Source organism: Thiopseudomonas alkaliphila (genome assembly GCF_001267175.1).
Taxonomy (GTDB): domain Bacteria; phylum Pseudomonadota; class Gammaproteobacteria; order Pseudomonadales; family Pseudomonadaceae; genus Oblitimonas; species Oblitimonas alkaliphila.
Genome location: NZ_CP012358.1, coordinates 274,220 through 295,013, shown reverse-complemented (window position 1 = coordinate 295,013; position 20,794 = coordinate 274,220). Strand labels below are relative to the sequence as shown.

Sequence of the window (20,794 nt, the reverse complement as noted above, 5' to 3'; positions counted from 1 at the left end):
TCGATAACTGACTAATGACTAGGCTGGCACTACCAGTGCTTGACCATACCCCTGGATAAAGCTCGCAGGCATCCGTTTAGGTCGCCCCGTTGACAACTCAATACAGACGAAAGTGGTTTTGGCGCGCAATAATACGCTGGCATCCTTGACTCTGACTAGCTGGAAATGCCGATCCATACGTAAACGCTGATCAGATTGCACAATCCAAGTCGCCATAAGCAGCTCATCTCCCAGATAAGCACTGGCTAGATAATCAATTTCATGCCGCAATACTGCCATCGCCCGATCAAGCGCCTGATACTCTGCCAAACCTAAGCCTAAAGCCTGTGAATGCTGCCAAGCACAACGCTCCATCCAACGCACATACACGGCATTATTGACATGTCCCAACTCATCAATCGCCTCATCAGTCACGGTTAGTGGCACCGTAAAGGGGGCTGGCCAATCCCACTCAATGGACATCACTCTAAGCTTCCGGCTAACTGGCAGGCTTCACGCGCCAGCTCAGTGATTTGATCCCAGGCCCCGGCATTAACTAAGCTGGCTGGAGCGATCCAGGTGCCGCCACAACAAACCACATTGGGTAAACTTAAAAAGCTTAATAAGTTATCCCGCGTAATGCCGCCCGTGGGACAAAAACTAATACCAGTAAAAGGACCTTTAAAACTATTCAGCATCCGCACACTAGCCCCGCCATTCGCGGGAAATAGCTTTAATGAACGATAGCCATATTCTAAAGCCTGCAATACCTCTGACGGCGTCATCACTGCCGGCAAGTAGGGCAAATCAGGATGCTTAGCCGCCTCCTCTACTAAGCCGCGACTAAAGCCTGGACTAACCGCAAACTGCGCCCCGGCATCAATCGATTGCTGAAATTGCTCAGCATGAATTACTGTGCCCGCACCAATAATCATTTCTGGTAATTGCTGGCGCATTTGAGTTAACGCCTGCAACGCATTGGGCGTACGTAACGTAACTTCTAATACCTTAATGCCACCAGCATACAAGGCTTTAGCTAAGTCAACCGCCCGTGCGACATCATCAATGACCAACACTGGCAATACCGGATATGCTTTTCTGAGTACATCTTCCATCGTCATTTTCATGGCTTATTCCTCAGTCAGAAAGCTGGCACCTTGATCGGCTGGGCTAGCCAACTGGCGCTGCGCTTTAAAAAGTTCTAGTCCATAACCAAAGGGTTCATCCGTAGGCTGCTTGGCAGGTTGACGACACGCTAGCTCCTCTGCCGTTACCTCAAGCTGTAATACGTTAGCCTCTACATCTAGGTGTATTAAATCATCATTTTGGATCAGACTCAGCACACTTTTTTCGGTTGCAGCTTCTGGGGTTACATGTAATGCAGTTAGCACTTTGCCGGATGCTCCCGACAAACGACCATCAGTCACCAACGCCACTCGCTGACCACGCTGCTGTAAGTTAGCTAGCAAAGGCATTAATGAGTGCAGCTCTGGCATGCCATTCGCCCGCGGTCCTTGAAAACGTACCACCATCACAAAGTCTCCAGTCAAGGTACCGGCTTGATACGCTTCAGCGGCAGCCTGCTCGCTAGCAAATACTTTAGCTGGCGCTTTGATCGACCAAAACTCAGGCTTCACTGCAGAGCTTTTCACCATCGCTCGCCCCAAGTTACCCTGCAATAGATGCCAACCACTGTGCTGCGCAAAAGGCTCAGTGAAGACGCGAACAATATTTTCAGCAGGCGATGTATCTGGCAAATCGCGCCAAGCTAATTGCTCTTTATTTAAATACGCCTCTTGGGTGTAAGCACTTATTCCTTGCGCTGACGCGGTTTGCACATCGGCATGTAACAATCCCTCATGTAACAACTCACGAAGTACCCAAGCAACACCGCCTGCGGCATGAAACTGATTCACATCTGCTGCGCCATTGGGATACACCTTAGCCAATTGCGGCACGACTTGGGCTAACTGGGCAAAGTCCTCCCAGCGCAGCTCATAGCCTGCTGCCCGTGCAATCGCCGGTAAGTGCAAGCCATGGTTGGTCGAGCCACTGGTGGCTAATAACGCTACCATGCCATTGACCAAGGCTTTAGCGTTGATTTGCAGCCCCACTGGCAGGTAGCGTTCGCCTTGTTTGGTGAGTTCCAGCAGCGTTAGTGCTGCTTGCTCAGTTAGCTTAGTGCGTAATAAGGTCTGTGGATGCACAAAGGCAGATCCCGGCACATGCAGCCCCATGGCCTCCATTAGCATCTGATTTGTATTAGCTGTGCCGTAAAAGGTGCAGGTGCCTGCCTCATGATAAGCCGCTAACTCGGCAGTGAGTAACTCATCACGACTGACCTCACCGCGAGCATAACGCTCACGAATAGCGGCTTTTTCTGGATTCGACAAACCAGAATGCATGGGCCCTGCAGGGACAAATACCGCAGGTAGGTGACCAAAGTGCAAAGCACCAATCAGCAAACCTGGCACTATCTTGTCGCAAACCCCTAAGTATAAAGCCCCATCAAACACCCCATGACTAAGGCCAATAGCGGTTGCCTGGGCAATTAAGTCCCGCGAAAATAAAGACAGTTGCATAGCCGCAGTGCCTTGGGTTACACCATCGCACATCGCCGGCACACCAGCGGCAAACTGCGCGGTTGCACCACGCTGCAATAAGGTTTTTTTTAAAATCTCAGGGTAATCGGCTAGGGGAACATGGGCTGACAGCATATCGTTATAGCTTGAGATGATGGCAATATGCGATGCTCCACCACTGCGCATAATCAATCGCTCTTGCTCAGATTCTGCCGCCATGACATGGGCTAAATTAGAACAACTTAATCCTTGCTGACGCGGACGCTCAGCGGCTTGGCGAATTTTTTCTAGATAAGCGGCACGTCTGGTCAATGAGCGCTGCTGGATCTGCTCAGTCACAGCTTCTAGTTGCGGATGTATCACGGTAGTCCTCGCTAAGGCGCCCAATAAATAGTGATAGGTAATGGACTCTGCTGAATAAAATGGCTAATGGGTAACTGCTGATTGCCAGCAAGCGCCTGCTCAAGAATGGCTTTTTTAGACTCACCAAAAATCAACACAGCCAACCAGTTAGTTTGATAGTAAGCAGTTAAATTTAAACTTAAACGCACTTTAGGCTCACTAGGTGCCGCTGCCACTACCCCTGCTACTGGCAATTGACTATTAAGCGCCAAATCCAAATTAGGCATACCAGGAAATAAAGAAGCAAAGTGCCCATCTTCACCCATGCCCAAAACCGTAGCGCGACTCGGCAATTGCTGCGAAATAGCCCGCTGCCAGCAAACCACAGCCTGCTCTGGCGTGCTTTGCTGCTGCCGTGGATCCAGATGCTGCGCGGCAGGAAGTGCTTGGGATAATAAAGCAAAGTTACTACTCTCGGCATCTGCCGCTACCCAGCGCTCATCAGTGGCACTCACCACTACCTGCGCCCAATCAACGGCTGGTTGCTGAGCTAACTGCGTTAACATCAATTTTGGGGTTGAGCCGCCGGGTAAGAAAACTAGCCCTGGCGCTTGTAACTGCTTAGCTAGTGCCTGGGCTAATGCCTTTGAACAAGCGTCTCGCTCTGTAAATATCTGCCAATTTACCTGTGACATTATACCTCCTACCCTATTACCTACAGCTTACCATAGCTAACCTCAACCTCCCGCCTAGAGTAGAAATCAAGTAAACTCATTATTTTTAGCGGAGTATGCAATGGCTACTGCAATGGCACGCCATATTTTAGTCAAAACCCAAGCAGAAGCAGAGAACCTTAAACAGCGCTTAGCTAAAGGTGCTGCTTTTGATCAACTAGCCAAAAAATTTTCACTCTGTGCTTCAGCTAAACGTGGCGGTGACCTAGGAGAAGTTCGCCCCAAACAAATGGTGCCAGCCATTGATCAAGTAATTTTCAAAAAGCCCACAGGTGTTGTTCACGGGCCTATCAAAACTAAGTTTGGCTATCATTTAGTCCATGTATTTTACCGAGACTAAAGCCAAACCTCTTCCCCTTAAGGTATTTTATGATTAATAATGATGTACTGCGTAGCCTACGCTATACGCTCAACTTATCCGATCCTGATTTTTTAGCACTAATTCATCTTAAACAACCTGAATTAAGTCTTGAAGAACTTAAAAGCTATTTAGCCAATGAAGAACAAGGCTCTTTTAAGCGTTGCACAGATGCCACCTTACACAACGTATTAGACAGTTTGATTATCGAAAAACGGGGACCTAGCCCGCAATCCATGGCCCCTGCTAACCTGCGCCTCACGAACAACCAAATCCTGAAAAAACTACGCATTGCTTTTTCTTTGCAAGAGGCCGAGATGCTGGAAATACTCGCCTCAGTCGATTTCGAACTCTCAAAACATGAGCTAAGTGCACTGTTTCGTAACCCAGAACACAGTAACTACCGCAGTTGCGGCGATCAATTACTACGCAGTTTCTTAATAGGTTTAGCTCGTCGTTACCGACCTGCTCTCTAACTGAACAAACTAGCAAACTAGTATGCAATAAAAAGCCCTCAATCCAATATGAATTGAGGGCTTAATGATTCATCAAATCCGCTACGTAGCAACAACTAACCTTTTACATAACGCCCAGGCGCTGGCTCAATCACCGGATAAGTACTACTACCTACCGCCTTGCGTGCTGCAACCTGTGTCCCACTGTGCTTAGCTAACCATGCATACCACTCAGTCCACCAGCTGCCTGGATGCTCTGTTGCCCCTTTAAACCACTGTTCTGGCGATTCAACTGGGGCCTCATTCACCCAATAAGAGCGCTTATTATCTGCAGGCGGATTAATCACGCCGGCAATATGTCCAGAAGCCCCCAAGATAAAGTGCGTCTCTCCGCCTAGCACTTGACGGCTTGCATAAGCACTGCGCCAAGGAACAATGTGATCCTCTTTGGTACCTAAAATAAAAGCCGGCGTCTTAATCGCAGCTAAATCCAAGGTTTCACCACAGCAGGATAAGGTTCCTGACTTTAAGTCATTCTGCAAATAAGTATGGCGTAAATACCAGCAATACATCGGCCCTGGTAAATTGGTACTGTCGTTATTCCAAAATAATAAATCCAAGGTTCTAGGTTTTTCGCCTTTCAAGTACTTATCGACGTTGTAGTTCCACCACAACTCATTGGGACGCAACAAGGAGAAGGTATTACCCATATCCTCGCCACGGAACAATCCAGGATAGCCCCCTTGCTGCCCACCAATGGTTCGCTCACGGTACTGCACCATTTCCTCATCAACAAATACATCAATCGGGCCAGTATCGACATAATCTAAGAACGTAGTTAACAGCGTTAAGCTAGCAAAGTCAGTATCCCCGCGCGCTGCTAATACAGCCAATGCAGATGAGAGCAAGGTACCACCAATACAGAAACCGACACAGTTAAGGGTTGTTTCTTTAGTTAGTGCTCGAACAATGCCAATGGCATTAATAATGCCATCTTGCACCATGTCATCCCAAGTAATATGCGCCGTATCCATATCGAAATTACGCCACGACATTAAGAACACACTGTGCCCTTGTTCAAGTAAATGACGTACCACAGATTTTTTTTCAGTTAAGTCTAAAATGTAATATTTATTAATTGCAGGCGGTGCAATTAACATGGGCCGCTTGAATTGCTTAGCTGTTTTAGGCTGGTAATGGATAAGTTGGAATAAATCATTCTCATACACCACATTACCTTCGGTTGCAGCTACCGTTTCGCCAATTTTAAAGTCACCAGCATCACATTGGCGCATCTTGCCTTCTTGCATATCACTCATCAGATGCATCATGCCACTTAATAAGCTGGCACCACCGGTTTCTACTGCTTTATGTAAGGCTTCAGGATTAGTGGCTAAAAAGTTACTAGGCGCAGTTGCCGCTACAGCTTGCTCAACTAAATAGGCTAAGCGCTTTTTAGCTTTCTCTGACTTCACTGGCAACTCATCAAGCAAGCGCATAATAAAGCTGGAGTTCAATAAATAATAAGCCGCTACCGAACCAAATAAAGGTTGCGACCAATGCTCCCCTTTAAAGCGGCGATCCGTAAAACTAAACGGCTGCTGCAACATCAACTTAAGGCCTATTTCAGCCCAAGCCCCCTGATATTCCATTTGCATCTTGTGTTTAACATCACTTGGGACATCAAACCACTGACTGGTGTCATCCTGCTTAAACCAAGGATTAATTGCGACCCAGGCTTTCAAGTGTTGAATACTATAATCCACTGAAAAAGGTGTCTGCATAGACCATGCTGGACTAAATAGCGGGGTTAGCTTACTTTCCATTTTTATTTTCTCCATAAGTGATGAGCGCTAAGGACGAAACAACCAGGTTTACCAACTTATGCCTGCAAAATAAGCATAACCATTCTCCACATCTTTTAGCTGAACAATACCAGTCTAAGGCTTAATTATTACGTTTTATTTGGCTAGACTTAGTTATGAAGCAATTTAATAACAATAGTTCTCCCTATGGCTAGTTTTATTAGGCTATTAGAAATAACCTTGATATAAGTCTATCTATTATTAGATTTTTTAGACTTAACGCCTCACGACTTAAGAATAAGGCCGCAAATGCACCGCTACTAAGGCAGCAGTCGAACATATTCAACTACTGCTCAAAGAGGCTACTGCTTTTTAGGATAGCGCTGGACTAACTACCCTCTCAATTACCAGAGCTTGGAAAATAAATGTTTTGGCAGGTAAAAATTTATAGCGACCCTATGACTCACCCCCGATCCCAGCCACCACCCAAAGCAGACATTAACTGAGCGACGGCGATCAAGTAATTGGCCTGGGTGCTGAGAAGATTTCGCTGGCTGTTTAATACAGCCGTTTGCGCACTGCTGACCGAAAGATAGTCAACTAACCCCGCTTGATATTGATTCGTATTAATTCGTAAGGTTTCTTGACTGGCGGCTAACGCTTGGCGCTGTACACCCAAAGAAGCCTGCAACATGCTCAGTTGCGCTAATAAGTCTTCCACTTCTACCAAGGCATTCAATACCGCTAAACGGTAATTAGCCACCACTTGATCATAGCGCGCCTCTGCTTGCTCTACTTTAGCTTTACGCGCTCCGGCATCAAACAAGGCCATAGCAAACGCAGGCCCCAGTGACCACACACGATTTGGGGTACTTATCCAGTGAGCTAAAGACTCACTCTGATAGCCCAAACTAGCTGATAACGTTAGGTCAGGAAAGTAAGCAGCTTGGGCTACCCCTATCTCCGCATTAGCAGCCTTAACCCGAGCTTCAGCCACTGCAATATCAGGACGCCGTTGCAATAAGTTAGCCGGTAACTCTTTGGGGACTTCCGGCACGGCTAATCTATGAAGCTGTGGTTCCAGCTGCACGGAACTTGGTGGTACCCCCACTAAGCGGGCGATCGCATTTTGATAGCGATTACGCTGCCAGCTAAGCTCTAGCTGCTGCGCCTTGGCATTGTTTAACTGAGTTAACGCTTGGCTGACATCGGCCTTAGTCACTAAACCGGCCTGATAACGTTTTTCCGTCATAGTTAATGCTCGACGGTAACTGTCTAAAGTTTGCTGATACAACCCCAGCTGCTGATCAGTAATATGCAGGTTCAGATAGTTTTGTGCCAACTCAGTACGCAAACTAAGCTTAATTGCAGCCCAGTCAGCAGCACTGGCTTGCAAGTTGGCCGTACTGGCTTCTACTTGGCGGCGAATTTTACCCCATAAATCTAACTGCCAACTTAAGCCTAAGGCGACTTCTTTTGACTCACTCACTGCCTCATTGCGTGAGCTACGACTGGCATTCACACGACCATCAACACTGGGATATAACTGCGCGCGACTGCCCCCCACTAATGCTCTAGCTTCACGCCAAGCAGCTTCCGCTGCCTGTAAGCTCAAATTTTGCTGATCCAGCTGCTGCATCAGCTGATTTAGCTCTGGCGCCTGATACAACAGCCACCAATTTTCGGCTACTGCTGGCACTTGTCCGGCTACCTGCCAACCATTTAACGCTTGATAGGCTGCTCCCGTATTAACTTCTGGGCGCTCATAACTTGGCCCTAAGGTACAACCCGACATAGCTAATAACACAGCGAAAGCAAGTGGCTTTACAACAACTGACTGACAAGTTAAGCGCGGGGACATGGAGCAGAATCCTTATTAACGACTAAACGCGAACGCTGACGATTAAAGCGCTCAAAAAACAAATACACCACCGGTGTACTGAACAAGGTCAACATTTGACTCAGCACCAAGCCACCAACAATAGCTAAGCCTAACGGCTGGCGCATTTCGCTACCTTCCGCTGAACTCAACAATAAGGGTAAGGCACCTAAAATAGCCGCCATGGTGGTCATCATAATCGGCCGAAAACGCTGTAAACAGGCGGCATGAATAGCCTCGATTGCTGGCATGCCCTGCTCTCGCTGAAGTTGCAAGGCAAAGTCGATCATTAAAATCGCATTCTTTTTAACAATCCCAATTAGCAAGAATAAGCCCAGCAATGAGATCAAGCTAAATTCTCCGCCTGTCAGCTGAATAGCTAATAGCGCACCGACACCCGCTGAAGGCAAGGTAGATAAAATCGTCAGCGGATGCACATAACTCTCATATAAAACTCCGAGAACTAAATACACAATTACTAAGGCCAATAAAATCATCCAGCCTTGATTACTTTGCGTACTTTGAAAAGCGCCTGCGGTGCCGCCCATTTTGCCTTGCACTTCGGTCGGCAAAGCAATTTCCGCCATCGCTTGCTCAATCGCCCGAGCAGCTTGATCAAGGCTTACCCCTTCAGCTAAAGCAAAGTTAATACTCTCTACCGCAAACTGTCCTTCATGCATCACTCGCTCATTTTCTAAGGTATTTTGCCAGCGAGTAAATGCCGATAGCGGCACTTGTTTGCCATCCGCCGTAACCATTTTGAGTTGATGCAGCGCCTCAGGCGAGCCGACAAACTCTGGTCCGAGCTCCATCACCACGCTGTACTGATTAAGCGTTTCGTAAATGGTTGCCACCTGACGTTGGCTAAAGGCGTTATTTAGCAATGCAGTCACCATCGCCATATCTACACCTAAACGGGCTGCCTGCTCACGGTCTACTTCTAGTGTGATTTGCTGTGCGCCACGCCCTTCACGGCTATCAATGTCAGTCAGTTCTGGTAGTTTCTTAAAAGCATCGCGCACTTTGGGCTGCCATTCCCGTAAGTCAGCTAAATCACTGGCTAACAGCGCGTATTCATACTGCGAACTGCCACCTTCGCGTCCACCAATATTCATATCTTGCTCTGGCCATAAAAATAAACGTGAGCCTGCAATTTGTGGCATTTGCGTACGTAATCGATTAACAATCGCTTGCGCTCCTAAACTCCGCTCGGTAATGGGTTTTAATCGCACAATCAAAAATGCATTACTGCCACCACCAATAAAACCAGCCACACTAGCCACATCTGGATCTTTCAGTAAAGCTTGGCGATAGGCTTCCATTTTGGGCTGCATAGTGTGATACGACAGTCCGTCATCACTGCGAATCATGCCCATTAATTGCCCAGTGTCTTGTTGTGGCATAAAGGTTTTCGGCACGCTGATAAACAGCGCGATATTGGCGGCAATGGTAAAGATTACGCCTAACAACATAGTTTTTCGATGTCGTAGCGACCAGTTTAAGCCCCGTTCATACCCTGCCAATACCCATGCTTGAAACTGCTGGTTACGCTGCTGCCAGCGACTTTGGCTAATTGTTTGCTCACTCTCTGTTACCGTATCGCTACTCAGCCATTTTGCACAAAGCATTGGCGTCAGTGTTAGCGATACCAACAGCGAGATTAAAATTGCCACGGTTAAAGTAATCGAAAACTCGCGAAATAAGCGCTCGATGATGCCGCCCATAAAGAGAATTGAAACAAACACCACCACCAGCGACAGGTTCATCGACAATAACGTAAAGCCAACTTCTTTAGAGCCTTTAAGCGCTGCTTGTAACGGGCTCAGCCCAAGCTTGATATGACGTGCGATGTTTTCTAAGACCACAATCGCGTCATCGACCACTAAGCCGGTCGCAATAATTAACGCCATCAATGACAGGTTGTTTAATGAGAAATCCAGCAGATACATCACCGCAAAACTACCTATCAGCGAAACAGGTACAGCAAAAGCTGGAATCAGTGCTGAACGCCAATGCCCTAAAAATAGCCAAACCACTAACATCACCAAGCCAGTCGCTAACAACAACGTTTGCTCTGCCTCATGTAAGGTAGCGCGAATCACCGATGAGCGATCCATGGCTACCTGCAAATTTGCACTGGCGGGCAACACAGCTTGTAAGCTTGGTAACTCCTTCTGGATTGCCTCAATGGTGGCAATAATATTGGCATTGGCTTGGCGATTAATGACTAGCAATACCGCATCTTCATGGTTAAAAAAGCCACTGTTATAGCGGTTTTCAACGCTGTCATAGACCTTAGCAACGTCCGATAAGCGTAGTGCTGCGCCATCATGGTAGCGAATAATTAACGGGGCAAAACTTTCTGCCGTGTGTAATTGATCATTGGATTGTATTTGCCAGTGCTGGCTACCTTGTTCTAGCTGCCCTTTGGGTTTACGCACACTGGCCGCATTAATCGTTTGTCGTACTTCATCCAGCGCAATACCGTAATGCTCTAAACGCCTAGGCTGTAACTCAACCCGTACCGCGGGCAGCGAGCTACCACCAATTTGCACGTCGCCTACGCCTTGCACTTGAGAAAGCTTTTGCGCCACCACAGTGGAGGCTAGATCATACAACTGCCCTTTCTCGAGCACTTCACTGGTCAGCGCCAGCACCATGATGGGAGCTTGGGTCGGATTGACTTTACGGTAGGTTGGCATACTACGCATCCCACTTGGCAACAATTCGCGGGCAGCATTAATCGCTGCCTGTACTTCCCGCGCTGCTGCATTAATATCACGCCCCAGTTCAAACTGCACAATCACCCGCGTACTAGCTTGGCCACTGCGACTGGTCATTTGCTCAATCCCAGCAATGCTGCCTAATGAGCGCTCCAGTGGTGTCGCCACAGTCGCTGCCATAACCTGCGGGCTAGCCCCCGGCAAGCTGGCTTGCACGGTAATGACAGGGAAATCCATATCCGGTAAGGGCGACACTGGCAGCAAACGAAAGCCCAATATACCCAGCAACACTATTGCCAAGGTCAACAATAAAGTCGCGACTGGGCGCACGATAAAGGGAGCTGACAAACTCACTGCAACGCTCCAGACGCTTTGGATGCAGAACGTTGCTGCCAGCGCTGACTAATACGCTCAAAAAACAGATAAATCACGGGCGTGGTGTACAAGGTCAGTAGCTGACTTAACAATAACCCGCCCACCATCACAACCCCTAAGGGCTGGCGTAACTCTGCGCCTGAACCGCTGGCAAACATCAGCGGTAATGCGGCAAAGAGTGCAGCTAAGGTAGTCATTAAAATGGGGCGAAAACGTAACAATGCCGCTTGAAAAATGGCCTGTTCTGCCGGCACTTGCTGATTACGCTCAGCGTCCAAAGCAAAGTCAATCATCATGATGGCGTTTTTCTTCACGATTCCAATCAATAATATGATGCCAATAATGGCGATCAAGCTAAGGTCAGTACCGGTTAGTAACAGCGCCAATAAAGCACCAATCGCTGCGGAGGGTAAAGTTGAGAGGATCGTAATCGGATGAATGTAGCTTTCATACAATACACCAAGTACCAAATACATGGTCACGACCGCGGCCAAAATCAGCCATAACGTGCTTGACAGTGACGCTCTAAAAGCAGCCGCAGCCCCTTGAAACTGGCTCTGAATTGCCGGTGGCATCGCTAAGGCCTGTTCAGTTTGTTCAATTAAGTTGACCGCTTCACCCAAGGACACTCCAGGCGCTAGGTTAAAAGAAACCGTCACCGCCGGAAATTGTCCTATGTGATTAACCAATAAAGGAGCCGCTCGTTGCTCAACTTTCATCAGCTGCTGCAAGCTAACTGCCATACCTTGGCTACTCTTTACATGCACTTGCTCTAGTGCCTGCTCAATTTGCTGTGCATTGATCTGGCTTTCTAGTACCACACGGTACTGACTGGTTTGCGTAAAAATCGTGGAAATCTGCCGCTGGCCAAAGGCATCATAAAGCGCATCGGTGATACTGGCGACAGTCACACCCAAACGCCCGGCCATATCGCGATCAAGTTGCAAGTACAGCTCTAGACCTTGAGCTTGTAAGTCACTGGTGACGTCTTGCAATAACTCACTGGCCGCCAGCTGTTCTATCAGTTGTGGCGCCCAACTTTCTAATAGCTGAGGATCTGCCGACTCCAAACTAAATTGATAGCGAGTACGACTCACTCGATCCTCAATACTTAGGTCTTGTACTGGCTGTAAAAATAACTCAATGCCGACGACCTTAGCCAACTCTGGACGCAGACGCTCAATCACTTGATTGGCGCTTACACTACGCTCGGAAAAAGGTTTTAAATTAATCAGCATGCGCCCGGTATTAAGGGTTGGGTTATCTCCATCAATACCAATTTGTGAAGAGACACTGGCCACCGCTTCATCTTGCAACAACACCTGAGTTAAACGTTGCTGGCGCTCACTCATCGCGGCAAAGGAAATACTCTGTGGCGCCTCTGAAATCCCCTGGATCACCCCAGTATCTTGCTCGGGGAAAAAACCTTTAGGTACCACAAGCCACAGCAAGGCGGTCAGCGCAAAAGTTGCCACTGCCACCCATAACGTTAAGCCTTGATGACGCAATACCCAAGTCAAACTATGACTGTAATGTTCAATGGTACGACTTAACCAATCACGCTCAGGCGTATCTGTCACTGCTTTGGGCTTTAACAGTTTGGCGCACATCATCGGGGTGAGGGTTAAGGAAATAACCAGTGAAATAAGAATCGCCACCGCCAAAGTAATAGCAAACTCTCTAAATAAACGCCCCACCACATCTGCCATAAACAGCAGGGGAATCAACACCGCAATCAAAGAAAAAGTTAACGAAATAAGCGTGAAACCAATTTGCTTAGCCCCCTTGAGGGCTGCTTGTAAGGGTGGCTCACCATTTTCTAGGTGCCGAGTAATGTTTTCTAACATCACAATGGCATCATCCACCACAAAGCCGGTAGCAATGGTTAATGCCATTAAGGTGAGGTTATTTAAGGAAAATCCAGCAAGATACATGACGCCAAAGGTGCCAATTAAAGACAACGGCACGGCGACCGAAGGAATTAACGTAGCTGCAAATCGGCGTAAAAATAGAAACGTCACTAGCACCACTAAAGCAACTGCCAGCAACATTTCAAATTGCACATCATCCACCGCGGCACGAATGGTTTGGGTGCGGTCTGTTAACACACTCACCTCCACCCCGGCTGGCAAGCTACTAATAATCTGTGGCAGTAACTGCTCAACCCGCTGCACCACTTCAATCACATTCGCTCCAGGCTGGCGCTGAATGTTTAATAACACGGCCTGCTGTTTATTAGCCCAAGCGGCAAGCCGTTGATTCTCTGCACCATCCACAATAGTGGCAACATCCCCTAAACGCAGGGCATTGCCCTCGTTATAGGTCAGAATTAAGTTTTCATATTCTGTAACTGAGCGCAGCTGATCATTGGCATCGATTTGCGTAATACGCGATGGGCCATCAATGCTGCCTTTGGGCTGATTGACGTTTGCCCGCGTGATTACACTGCGAATATCTGCCAGCGTTAGGTTTGCTGCAGCTAACGCCTGACTATTGGCCTGAATTCGTACCGCTGGCCGTTGACCACCGCCTAAACTAACCAAGCCTACGCCGTTAATCTGGGCGATTTTTTGCGCCATACGAGTATCGACTAAATCATTCACTTCAGGCAGCGGAATACTGTCAGAACTAATGGCTAAGGTTAAAACTGGGCTATCGGCTGGATTAACCTTGTTATAAACCGGCGGCGCGGGTAAATCATTAGGTAATAGATTGGTCGCGGCGTTAATCGCTGCCTGCACTTCTTGCTCCGCAATCTCTAAATCAACTTCCAAACTGAAGCGCAGGCTAATTACCGAAGCACCGCCCGAACTGGTAGATGACATCTGCTCTAAGCCTGGCATTTGCCCAAACTGACGCTCCAAAGGTGCCGTCACGGCACTGGTCATAACCTGAGGGCTGGCCCCTGGATATAAGGTCATCACCCGAATCGTGGGATAATCCACCTGGGGCAAAGCTGCCACTGGCAGTAAGCGATACGCCAAAATGCCGGTCAAAAATATCGCTACCATCAACAGTGTGGTAGCAACTGGACGCAGAATAAAAATCCGTGACAGATTCATTGCTTACTGACCCTGCGGCTCTGTGCGTGATTCGCCACTATTGAGTTCGGTGTGCTTAAGGGTCTGAATTGATTTTTCAGCGGGCTCCTCGCTCTCATTGGCCGGTGGCTGTACGGGCTCAACTTTGCTGCCAGTACGCAAACGGTCCACCCCTTCTACTACCACTTTTTCTCCCGCGGCTAACCCCGAGAGCACCACAGTATTTACCCCATCGCTAGGCCCTACAGTGATAGGTCGAATACTTACTGTTAACTCATCATCCACTACCCAAGCAAAGGTACCCTGCACACCAAATTGAATCGCATCGGCTGGCATTAATAGTGCATCTGCTAAGGTTTTAGTATGCAGACGAACGTTAACAAACTGATTAGGAAATAAGGTTTGTTGCTGATTATCAAAGGCAGCTTTTAATCGTACGCTACCGGTACTGCTATCGACTTGGTTATCAATACTTTGCAGTGTACCTTCGGCCAACAGTAATGTTTCATCACGACTCCAAGCTTCCACCATGAGCTTTTGCTGTTGGGTATACGCCTGCCACACCTCATTTAATTGCTGCTCTGGAATAGTAAAGTTCACCGCAATCGGATTCATCTGAGTGATGCTGACCAATACTGTACTACCTGCAGTTAAATGGTTACCCGTATCGACTTGGCGTAATCCTAAATAGCCGCTGATAGGCGCTGTGATTTTTGCATAGTCTAAATTTAGCTGGGCTGTTTTAACCTGAGCTTGACGACTGACTACGCTGGCACGCAATTGGTTGACTTGGGACTGTTGGTTTTCATAGGTCTGGCGCGCAATAGAGTCATCCTTAAATAGCCCTTGATAGCGCTTAAGTTCTTGCTCGGCATTTTTAAGCTGTGCCTGCATTTCTTGTAAACTGCCTTGGGCCTGATCGAGCGCGGCTTGAAATGGTCTAGGGTCAATCTGCGCCAGCACTACGCCCTGCTCAACCCAATCACCTTCTTTAAAGTGAACCGCCTGCAACGGACCACTAACCTGGCTGGTAACTTCGGCCTGCTGCCACGCAGTGACTGTACCTAGCGCTTGCTGCTTAACAATAAATTCAGACTGCAGCACCTCAGCTAAGTGTACAGGAACCGCTGCGCCCATAAAGCTGCCACCGCGTCGTGGGCTACCGATCATTGCCCCTTCGGGCTTAGCTGTCACTTCAGCGTCTGGCTTAAACCAAAACCACCATACGCCAGTAGCTATAAGCACTAGCAACATCAGCCATACTAAAAAAGTTTTAACGCGAGATTTTTTAACTGTAGAAGTTGATAAAGCAGACATGATTAACCGTCACATTCCTTGGGAGTGTGCAAGATAGCAGGCTAATTTCAGGATGTCAGAAACTTTACGGGGAATTTACGTTACTCCTAGCGCAAAGTATGCGCTAGGAGTAACAAGATAGTAAGTTAACGAGGAAGCTGCGCAATATGATCAATAGCCTCACGAATTAAGCGCGGCCCCTGATACATAAAACCTGTATAAATTTGTACCAAACTGGCGCCAGCCGCAATTTTTTCTGCGGCATGCTGCCCTTCAGTAATTCCACCTACAGCAATAATCGGCAGCTCGCCCTTAAGCTCTTCAGCTAACACACTGACTACATGAGTACTCTTATGGCGCACAGGCGCACCGGATAAGCCACCTGCTTCATTACCAAATGCCAAGTGTTCTACCTCTGTTTTATCCAGTGTGGTGTTGCTAGCAATTACCGCATCCATTCCTGTTTCACGCAGTATTTTAGCAACCTGACACACTTCTTCATCGGTCATATCAGGCGCAATTTTAATCGCTAACGGCACACGCTTGCCCCATTCAGCCGTTAAGTCTTCTTGTTTACGGCGCAAGGCTTCCAATAAGTTAATCAATGACTCACCAAACTGTAAGCTGCGTAAACCGGGTGTGTTAGGCGAGCTCACATTGACCGTTACATAACTGGCGTGGTTGTACACTTTCTCTAAGCAAATCAAATAATCTTCTTCAGCACGCTCAACAGGGGTATCAATATTTTTACCAATGTTAATCCCTAGTACGCCTTGATAATTAGCAGCCTGCACACGCTGTAGTAAGTAATCCACGCCATGATTATTAAAGCCCATACGGTTAATAATCGCCTGCTTCTCTGGGATTCTAAATAAACGCGGTTTGGGATTACCAGGTTGTGGACGCGGCGTTACGGTACCCACCTCAATAAAGCCAAAGCCCATCTGTGCAAGCCCTAAAATGGCCTCACCATTTTTATCAAGGCCAGCGGCTAATCCCACTGGATTCGGAAATTGAATCCCCATGACATTTACTGGTAATGACTGAGGCGCTTTACATAGCGCTCCAGAAACACCTAAACGGCCAGCAGCACCAATTAAATCAATGGAAAGTTCGTGAGCGGTTTCTGGAGCAAGTTTAAAAAGAAGATTGCGAGCAAGAGAATACATAGCCAATATGTCTAACAGATAAATAAAGTAGCTGCAGTATACCCTTTAAATTTTATGAAGCACATTTCACTCACGCTTACTTATACTGGTATAACACGTCCCTTACTTTCTTTACTGTTTTTGTAAAGCTAACTCCCTTAGACAACACTGCTTAATTTTTTTACCGCTTAAGCATGGGCAAGGCTCATTACGCTTAGTTTTTACCTGCACCGTTGGATCTAAAAAATACCAACGCTGATCAGCGCGGCGAATAAACAACGAGCATTCTTGATGTTGTTGGGCTACACCAGCTTCTGCCCAGCGCGCAATAAAACTAACCGTAGCTAAGGTTTGCTCAGGATTTAAATAATCCCAATGTAATACCTCTAGCCCTTGCCATTGGCTCCTCTGACTCCACTGCCAAATGGCAGGCAAATCTAATCCGTGCTGTTGTGCTGGATGAGTAGTATTCACCAAATAATCAATCTGTTGCTCAACAAACGCAGCATAGCGCGAACGCATTAACTGCTCTGGCGTCTCAGCCCACTGCCCTTGATGTAAAGGCAGACAACAATACTGTGCAGCTTGCCCACTGCCACAAACACATAGCGTGCTCTTCATCAAAGATTTACCTTTAGCTGTATCACTTCTTAAACAATGCCAATTATTATACACTGCCCACAAACTGATTATACATACAGCTAGCCCTATATTTCAGCGCTAGTGCAGCACTAGGATTTGCCTTACCCCATGCTAGACAACGAGCTAAAACACACTATTCAGTCTGCTTACAGTCGCTTTTTAGAGCAAAAAGCGCTTAAGCCTCGCTATGGCCAACGACTGATGATTGCCGAAGTAGCCAAAGCCGTCGGCGCAATTGAGGTTGATGAAGAAGGTGTGCGTGAGGGTGAACCGGCCATTATTGCCATTGAAGCAGGCACCGGTACCGGTAAAACGGTAGCCTATAGCCTAGCTGCCATTCCTATTGCTAAGCGCGCGCAGAAAAACCTAGTACTAGCCACAGCAACTGTGGCGCTACAAGAGCAAATTATCCATAAAGACTTACCCGACCTGATTAAAAACAGCGGGCTACAGTTTAGTTTTGCCCTGGCCAAAGGGCGTGGCCGTTACCTATGCCTCTCTAAGCTTGATATCTTATTACAAGAAGGTCATGCCCAAGGCACCACAGCAGAACTATTTGCCGATGAAGGTTTTCGAATTGAAGTCAATCAAGAAAACCTTGAGTTACTTTCAAAAATGATGGAGCGCTTAGCCAGTGGACGCTGGGATGGTGACCGGGATAGCTGGCCTACCACCTTAGAGGATCAGCAATGGTCACAAGTTACCACTGACCACAGCCAATGCACCGGCCGACATTGCCCTAACTTTGAGCAATGTGTGTTTTACAAAGCCCGTGAAGGTATGACCAAAGCCGATGTGATTGTCACTAACCATGACATGGTGTTGGCCGACTTAGCACTGGGCGGTGGCGCCGTCTTGCCGTCCCCTAAAAACACCTTGTATATTTTTGATGAAGGCCACCATCTGCCAGACAAAGCCATTAATCATTTCGCTTACCAAACGCGCCTTAAAAGCACGGCCGACTGGCTAAACCAAGTAGATAAAAACCTCACCCGTTTGCTAGCACAAAACCCCATTCCTGGTGATTTAGGCCGTTTGCTAGAGCAAGCCACCGTCAGCGCTAAAGAGTTACGGCCATTACAACAATTTATGTTTAATGCTTGTGAAGAGATCGCTGCTTTTGACTGGGGAGCCCAACAGGAAAGTTACGAGGCTCCCCGCTATCGTTTTATTGGCGGCATTATCCCTGAGCCATTACTTGAGCTCGGCAGCCAGCTAAAACAAGGATTCTCCCAGCTAGTAACCCAACTTTCCTCTGTCACTGAGTTACTAAAAAAAGTAATGGATGAAGACACCAGCTTAGGCATCACCGCCGCGCAAGCAGAAGAATGGTATCCCTTATTTGGTAGCTTACTGGCACGGGCCGAAGCTAATTTCTCATTATGGACTACCTTCACCGCCGAAGATGCCGTCGATGAGCCACCAAATGCGCGCTGGTTGTCAGTGCCAGAGCGCGGCAGTATGGATATTGAAGTGAATGCTAGCCCTATTTTAGCGGCCCAGACTTTAAGGCAGTCCCTATGGAATCAAGCTTATGGCGCGATTGTTACTTCCGCCACCTTAACTGCGCTCGGTAACTTTACCCGCTTTAGTATGCGCGCAGGCTTACCTAAATCCACTGTCACTGCCATAGCACCTAGCCCTTTTTCCTACGAGCAAGCTGGTGTTTTACATGTGCCTGACCTGAAGGCTGATCCACGCCAAGCCGAAGCCCATACCGCCGCCATTATTCGTGAACTACCCTCTATTCTTGAGCAGGCGCAAGGCAGCTTAGTATTGTTTTCGTCTAGACGACAAATGCAAGATGTGTTTGATGGTTTAGAAGCTGATTGGCGACAACAAGTGCTGGTACAGGGCCACTTATCGCGCCAAGAAACCTTAAATCAACATAAAGCCCGAATTGATCAAGGAAAAAAATCGACTCTTTTCGGGTTAGCCAGTTTTGCTGAAGGGGTAGACTTACCGGGCGCCTATTGCGAACACGTCGTCATTGCCAAAATTCCCTTCACGGTTCCCGATGATCCAGTAGAAGCTGCCCTAGCAGAATGGATTGAAGCCCGTGGTGGCAACCCCTTTATGGAAATTGCGGTGCCCGATGCCTCGCTAAAGTTAGTGCAAGCGTGTGGCCGCTTATTGCGTAACGAGCAAGATAAAGGCTCGGTCACCTTACTCGATCGCCGAGTAGTAACTCAGCGTTATGGTAAAGCCATATTAAACTCGCTACCGCCCTTTAAACGCCAAATTGATTACTAAACCATGCTTGCACTTGACCAATTAAATGGCACCTACACCCCAGCTTTTAGCTCACTGGCTACAGAGTTTGCTCAATTATTTAATAGCCCAGAGCAACGGGGCGCGGCACTCTGCGTGATGCATGAAGGCGAGGTGGTAGTGGATTTGTGGGCCGGCTATAGCGATCGCGCTCGCACTCAGCCTTGGCAAGAGAACACCTTAGTTAACTTATTTTCTGCTGGTAAGCCCATTATCAGTGCCGCGATTTTATTACTGGTCGAGCAAGGAAAACTGGCGTTAGAGCGCCCAGTTGCAGACTACTGGCCGGCTTTTGCCCAAGCCGGTAAAGAGCAAATTACCGTTGCCCAGCTGCTTAACCATCAAGCTGCCATACCGGCAATCTCTCGTCCACTACTCGCTCAAGCACTGTACGACTGGCCATGCATGACCCAAGCAGTAGCTGCTCAAGCGCCATGGTGGACACCCAGCGCTACTCACCATGGCTATGCTCCGATGACTTTTGGCTGGCTAACGGGCGAGCTGGTTCGACAAGTAACAGGCTTAATGCCAGGCGAGTTTATTCAGCAGTCTCTTTGCCAGCCTTTAGCATTAGACTTATATCTTGGCTTGACTGCTGAACAGCTAACAAGGGTTAGCGATGTTAGTCGCTTAAAAACGGTTGGGGATAATGCTGCCCAACAACTCATGACACGCCTACAACAGCCTCAAAGCTTGACCCACTTAGCGTTTAATAATCCGCCAGGGATGCTTAATCAAACCAATACCCCGCAATGGCGTACCATGCAGCAACCTGCGGCAAACATTCATGGCACCGCACGTGCTTTAGCCAGCTTTTATCACACGTTACTTAGTGGCCAGCTGCTAGAGCCTGCAAGTCTTGCAAACATGTGTCGCCAGCACAGTGTGGGGCTAGATCAAACTTTAGGCTTAGCTACCCGTTTTGGCTTAGGCATCATGCTTGATCAAACACAACCTGCCACTGCTCGCTTTAATTTATTTGCAAATTCTTTCGGTCACCCCGGTGCGGGTGGTACACTCGGTTGCGCGAATGCGGCAAAAAATGTGGCCTTTGCCTTCGTCACAAACAGCCTAGGCCCTTATGTATTAATGGACCCTAGAGCCCAGCGATTAACCCATAAAGTGACCGAATTACTTAGTTAAGGACAATATTAGTAACCCTAG

Annotated in this window: 15 protein-coding genes; 4 read left to right on the top strand and 11 right to left on the bottom strand. The window is 47.8% G+C overall.

All coding sequences use genetic code 11. From position 1 onward, the window contains the following. Positions 1-18: 18 nt before the first annotated feature. The 4 genes from AKN87_RS01425 to AKN87_RS01410 are packed head-to-tail and all read right to left on the bottom strand — an operon-like array spanning position 19 to position 3,598. On the bottom strand, positions 19-462 hold the full coding sequence (locus AKN87_RS01425) for an acyl-CoA thioesterase (protein ID WP_408033270.1): 444 nt from the start codon (positions 460-462) through the stop codon (positions 19-21). Beyond that, complete coding sequence (locus tag AKN87_RS01420; protein ID WP_053101712.1) at positions 462-1,106, bottom strand: bifunctional 4-hydroxy-2-oxoglutarate aldolase/2-dehydro-3-deoxy-phosphogluconate aldolase; 645 nt, start codon at positions 1,104-1,106, stop codon at positions 462-464. The genes AKN87_RS01425 and AKN87_RS01420 overlap by 1 nt, the downstream gene beginning before the upstream one ends. A 3-nt stretch (positions 1,107-1,109) precedes the next feature. Further along, positions 1,110-2,921: a phosphogluconate dehydratase gene (gene edd / locus AKN87_RS01415; protein WP_053103596.1), complete on the bottom strand. Its 1,812-nt coding sequence runs from the start codon at positions 2,919-2,921 to the stop codon at positions 1,110-1,112. Positions 2,922-2,935: 14 nt separating this feature from the next. Then, positions 2,936-3,598, bottom strand: coding sequence for a 6-phosphogluconolactonase (locus AKN87_RS01410; protein WP_053102247.1), 663 nt, complete (start codon positions 3,596-3,598; stop codon positions 2,936-2,938). A gap of 100 nt (positions 3,599-3,698) precedes the next feature. Between AKN87_RS01410 and AKN87_RS01405 the strand changes: the two genes are divergently transcribed. Then, complete coding sequence (locus AKN87_RS01405; protein WP_053101710.1) at positions 3,699-3,977, top strand: peptidylprolyl isomerase; 279 nt, start codon at positions 3,699-3,701, stop codon at positions 3,975-3,977. A gap of 29 nt (positions 3,978-4,006) precedes the next feature. Then, positions 4,007-4,471, top strand: a complete 465-nt coding sequence (locus tag AKN87_RS01400) for a YehS family protein (protein ID WP_053101709.1) — start codon at positions 4,007-4,009, stop codon at positions 4,469-4,471. A gap of 95 nt (positions 4,472-4,566) precedes the next feature. Here AKN87_RS01400 and phaC read toward each other — a convergent pair whose 3' ends face one another. From phaC to AKN87_RS01365, 7 genes are all read right to left on the bottom strand, one after another. Continuing rightward, positions 4,567-6,276, bottom strand: coding sequence for a class I poly(R)-hydroxyalkanoic acid synthase (gene phaC, locus AKN87_RS01395; RefSeq protein ID WP_053102246.1), 1,710 nt, complete (start codon positions 6,274-6,276; stop codon positions 4,567-4,569). A 442-nt stretch (positions 6,277-6,718) separates the two neighbouring features. Further along, on the bottom strand, positions 6,719-8,116 hold the full coding sequence (locus AKN87_RS01390; protein ID WP_053102245.1) for an efflux transporter outer membrane subunit: 1,398 nt from the start codon (positions 8,114-8,116) through the stop codon (positions 6,719-6,721). Continuing rightward, entirely contained in the window at positions 8,101-11,211 is a 3,111-nt protein-coding gene (locus tag AKN87_RS01385) for an efflux RND transporter permease subunit (protein ID WP_053102244.1), read from the bottom strand. The genes AKN87_RS01390 and AKN87_RS01385 overlap by 16 nt, the downstream gene beginning before the upstream one ends. Next, positions 11,208-14,294 (bottom strand): multidrug efflux RND transporter permease subunit, encoded by a 3,087-nt coding sequence (locus tag AKN87_RS01380; protein ID WP_053102243.1) that lies wholly within the window; start codon positions 14,292-14,294, stop codon positions 11,208-11,210. Before AKN87_RS01380 ends, AKN87_RS01385 begins: the two co-directional genes overlap by 4 nt. 3 nt (positions 14,295-14,297) lie before the next feature. Beyond that, positions 14,298-15,590, bottom strand: coding sequence for an efflux RND transporter periplasmic adaptor subunit (locus AKN87_RS01375; protein ID WP_064496131.1), 1,293 nt, complete (start codon positions 15,588-15,590; stop codon positions 14,298-14,300). Positions 15,591-15,715: 125 nt separating this feature from the next. After that, a complete protein-coding gene (locus AKN87_RS01370; RefSeq protein ID WP_053101703.1) occupies positions 15,716-16,738 on the bottom strand; it encodes a quinone-dependent dihydroorotate dehydrogenase in 1,023 nt (340 codons plus the stop codon). Positions 16,739-16,849: 111 nt separating this feature from the next. After that, on the bottom strand, positions 16,850-17,338 hold the full coding sequence (locus AKN87_RS01365) for a YchJ family protein (protein WP_053102242.1): 489 nt from the start codon (positions 17,336-17,338) through the stop codon (positions 16,850-16,852). Positions 17,339-17,467: 129 nt separating this feature from the next. Between AKN87_RS01365 and dinG the strand changes: the two genes are divergently transcribed. Beyond that, positions 17,468-19,612 (top strand): ATP-dependent DNA helicase DinG, encoded by a 2,145-nt coding sequence (gene dinG / locus AKN87_RS01360; RefSeq protein ID WP_053102241.1) that lies wholly within the window; start codon positions 17,468-17,470, stop codon positions 19,610-19,612. Between the two features lie 3 nt (positions 19,613-19,615). Further along, positions 19,616-20,773, top strand: coding sequence for a serine hydrolase domain-containing protein (locus tag AKN87_RS01355; RefSeq protein WP_053102240.1), 1,158 nt, complete (start codon positions 19,616-19,618; stop codon positions 20,771-20,773). Positions 20,774-20,794: the final 21 nt, after the last annotated feature.

Bases quoted from the DNA above. Each gene is read 5' to 3' on its own strand.
- AKN87_RS01425 (WP_408033270.1), bottom strand. From the start codon at position 462: ATGTCCATTGAGTGGGATTGGCCAGCCCCCTTTACGGTGCCACTAACC.
- AKN87_RS01420 (WP_053101712.1), bottom strand. From the start codon at position 1,106: ATGAAAATGACGATGGAAGATGTACTCAGAAAAGCATATCCGGTATTG.
- AKN87_RS01410 (WP_053102247.1), bottom strand. From the start codon at position 3,598: ATGTCACAGGTAAATTGGCAGATATTTACAGAGCGAGACGCTTGTTCA.
- AKN87_RS01405 (WP_053101710.1), top strand. From the start codon at position 3,699: ATGGCTACTGCAATGGCACGCCATATTTTAGTCAAAACCCAAGCAGAA.
- AKN87_RS01400 (WP_053101709.1), top strand. From the start codon at position 4,007: ATGATTAATAATGATGTACTGCGTAGCCTACGCTATACGCTCAACTTA.
- phaC (WP_053102246.1), bottom strand. From the start codon at position 6,276: ATGGAAAGTAAGCTAACCCCGCTATTTAGTCCAGCATGGTCTATGCAG.
- AKN87_RS01390 (WP_053102245.1), bottom strand. From the start codon at position 8,116: ATGTCCCCGCGCTTAACTTGTCAGTCAGTTGTTGTAAAGCCACTTGCT.
- AKN87_RS01380 (WP_053102243.1), bottom strand. From the start codon at position 14,294: ATGAATCTGTCACGGATTTTTATTCTGCGTCCAGTTGCTACCACACTG.
- AKN87_RS01375 (WP_064496131.1), bottom strand. From the start codon at position 15,590: ATGTCTGCTTTATCAACTTCTACAGTTAAAAAATCTCGCGTTAAAACT.
- AKN87_RS01370 (WP_053101703.1), bottom strand. From the start codon at position 16,738: ATGTATTCTCTTGCTCGCAATCTTCTTTTTAAACTTGCTCCAGAAACC.
- AKN87_RS01365 (WP_053102242.1), bottom strand. From the start codon at position 17,338: ATGAAGAGCACGCTATGTGTTTGTGGCAGTGGGCAAGCTGCACAGTAT.
- dinG (WP_053102241.1), top strand. From the start codon at position 17,468: ATGCTAGACAACGAGCTAAAACACACTATTCAGTCTGCTTACAGTCGC.
- AKN87_RS01355 (WP_053102240.1), top strand. From the start codon at position 19,616: ATGCTTGCACTTGACCAATTAAATGGCACCTACACCCCAGCTTTTAGC.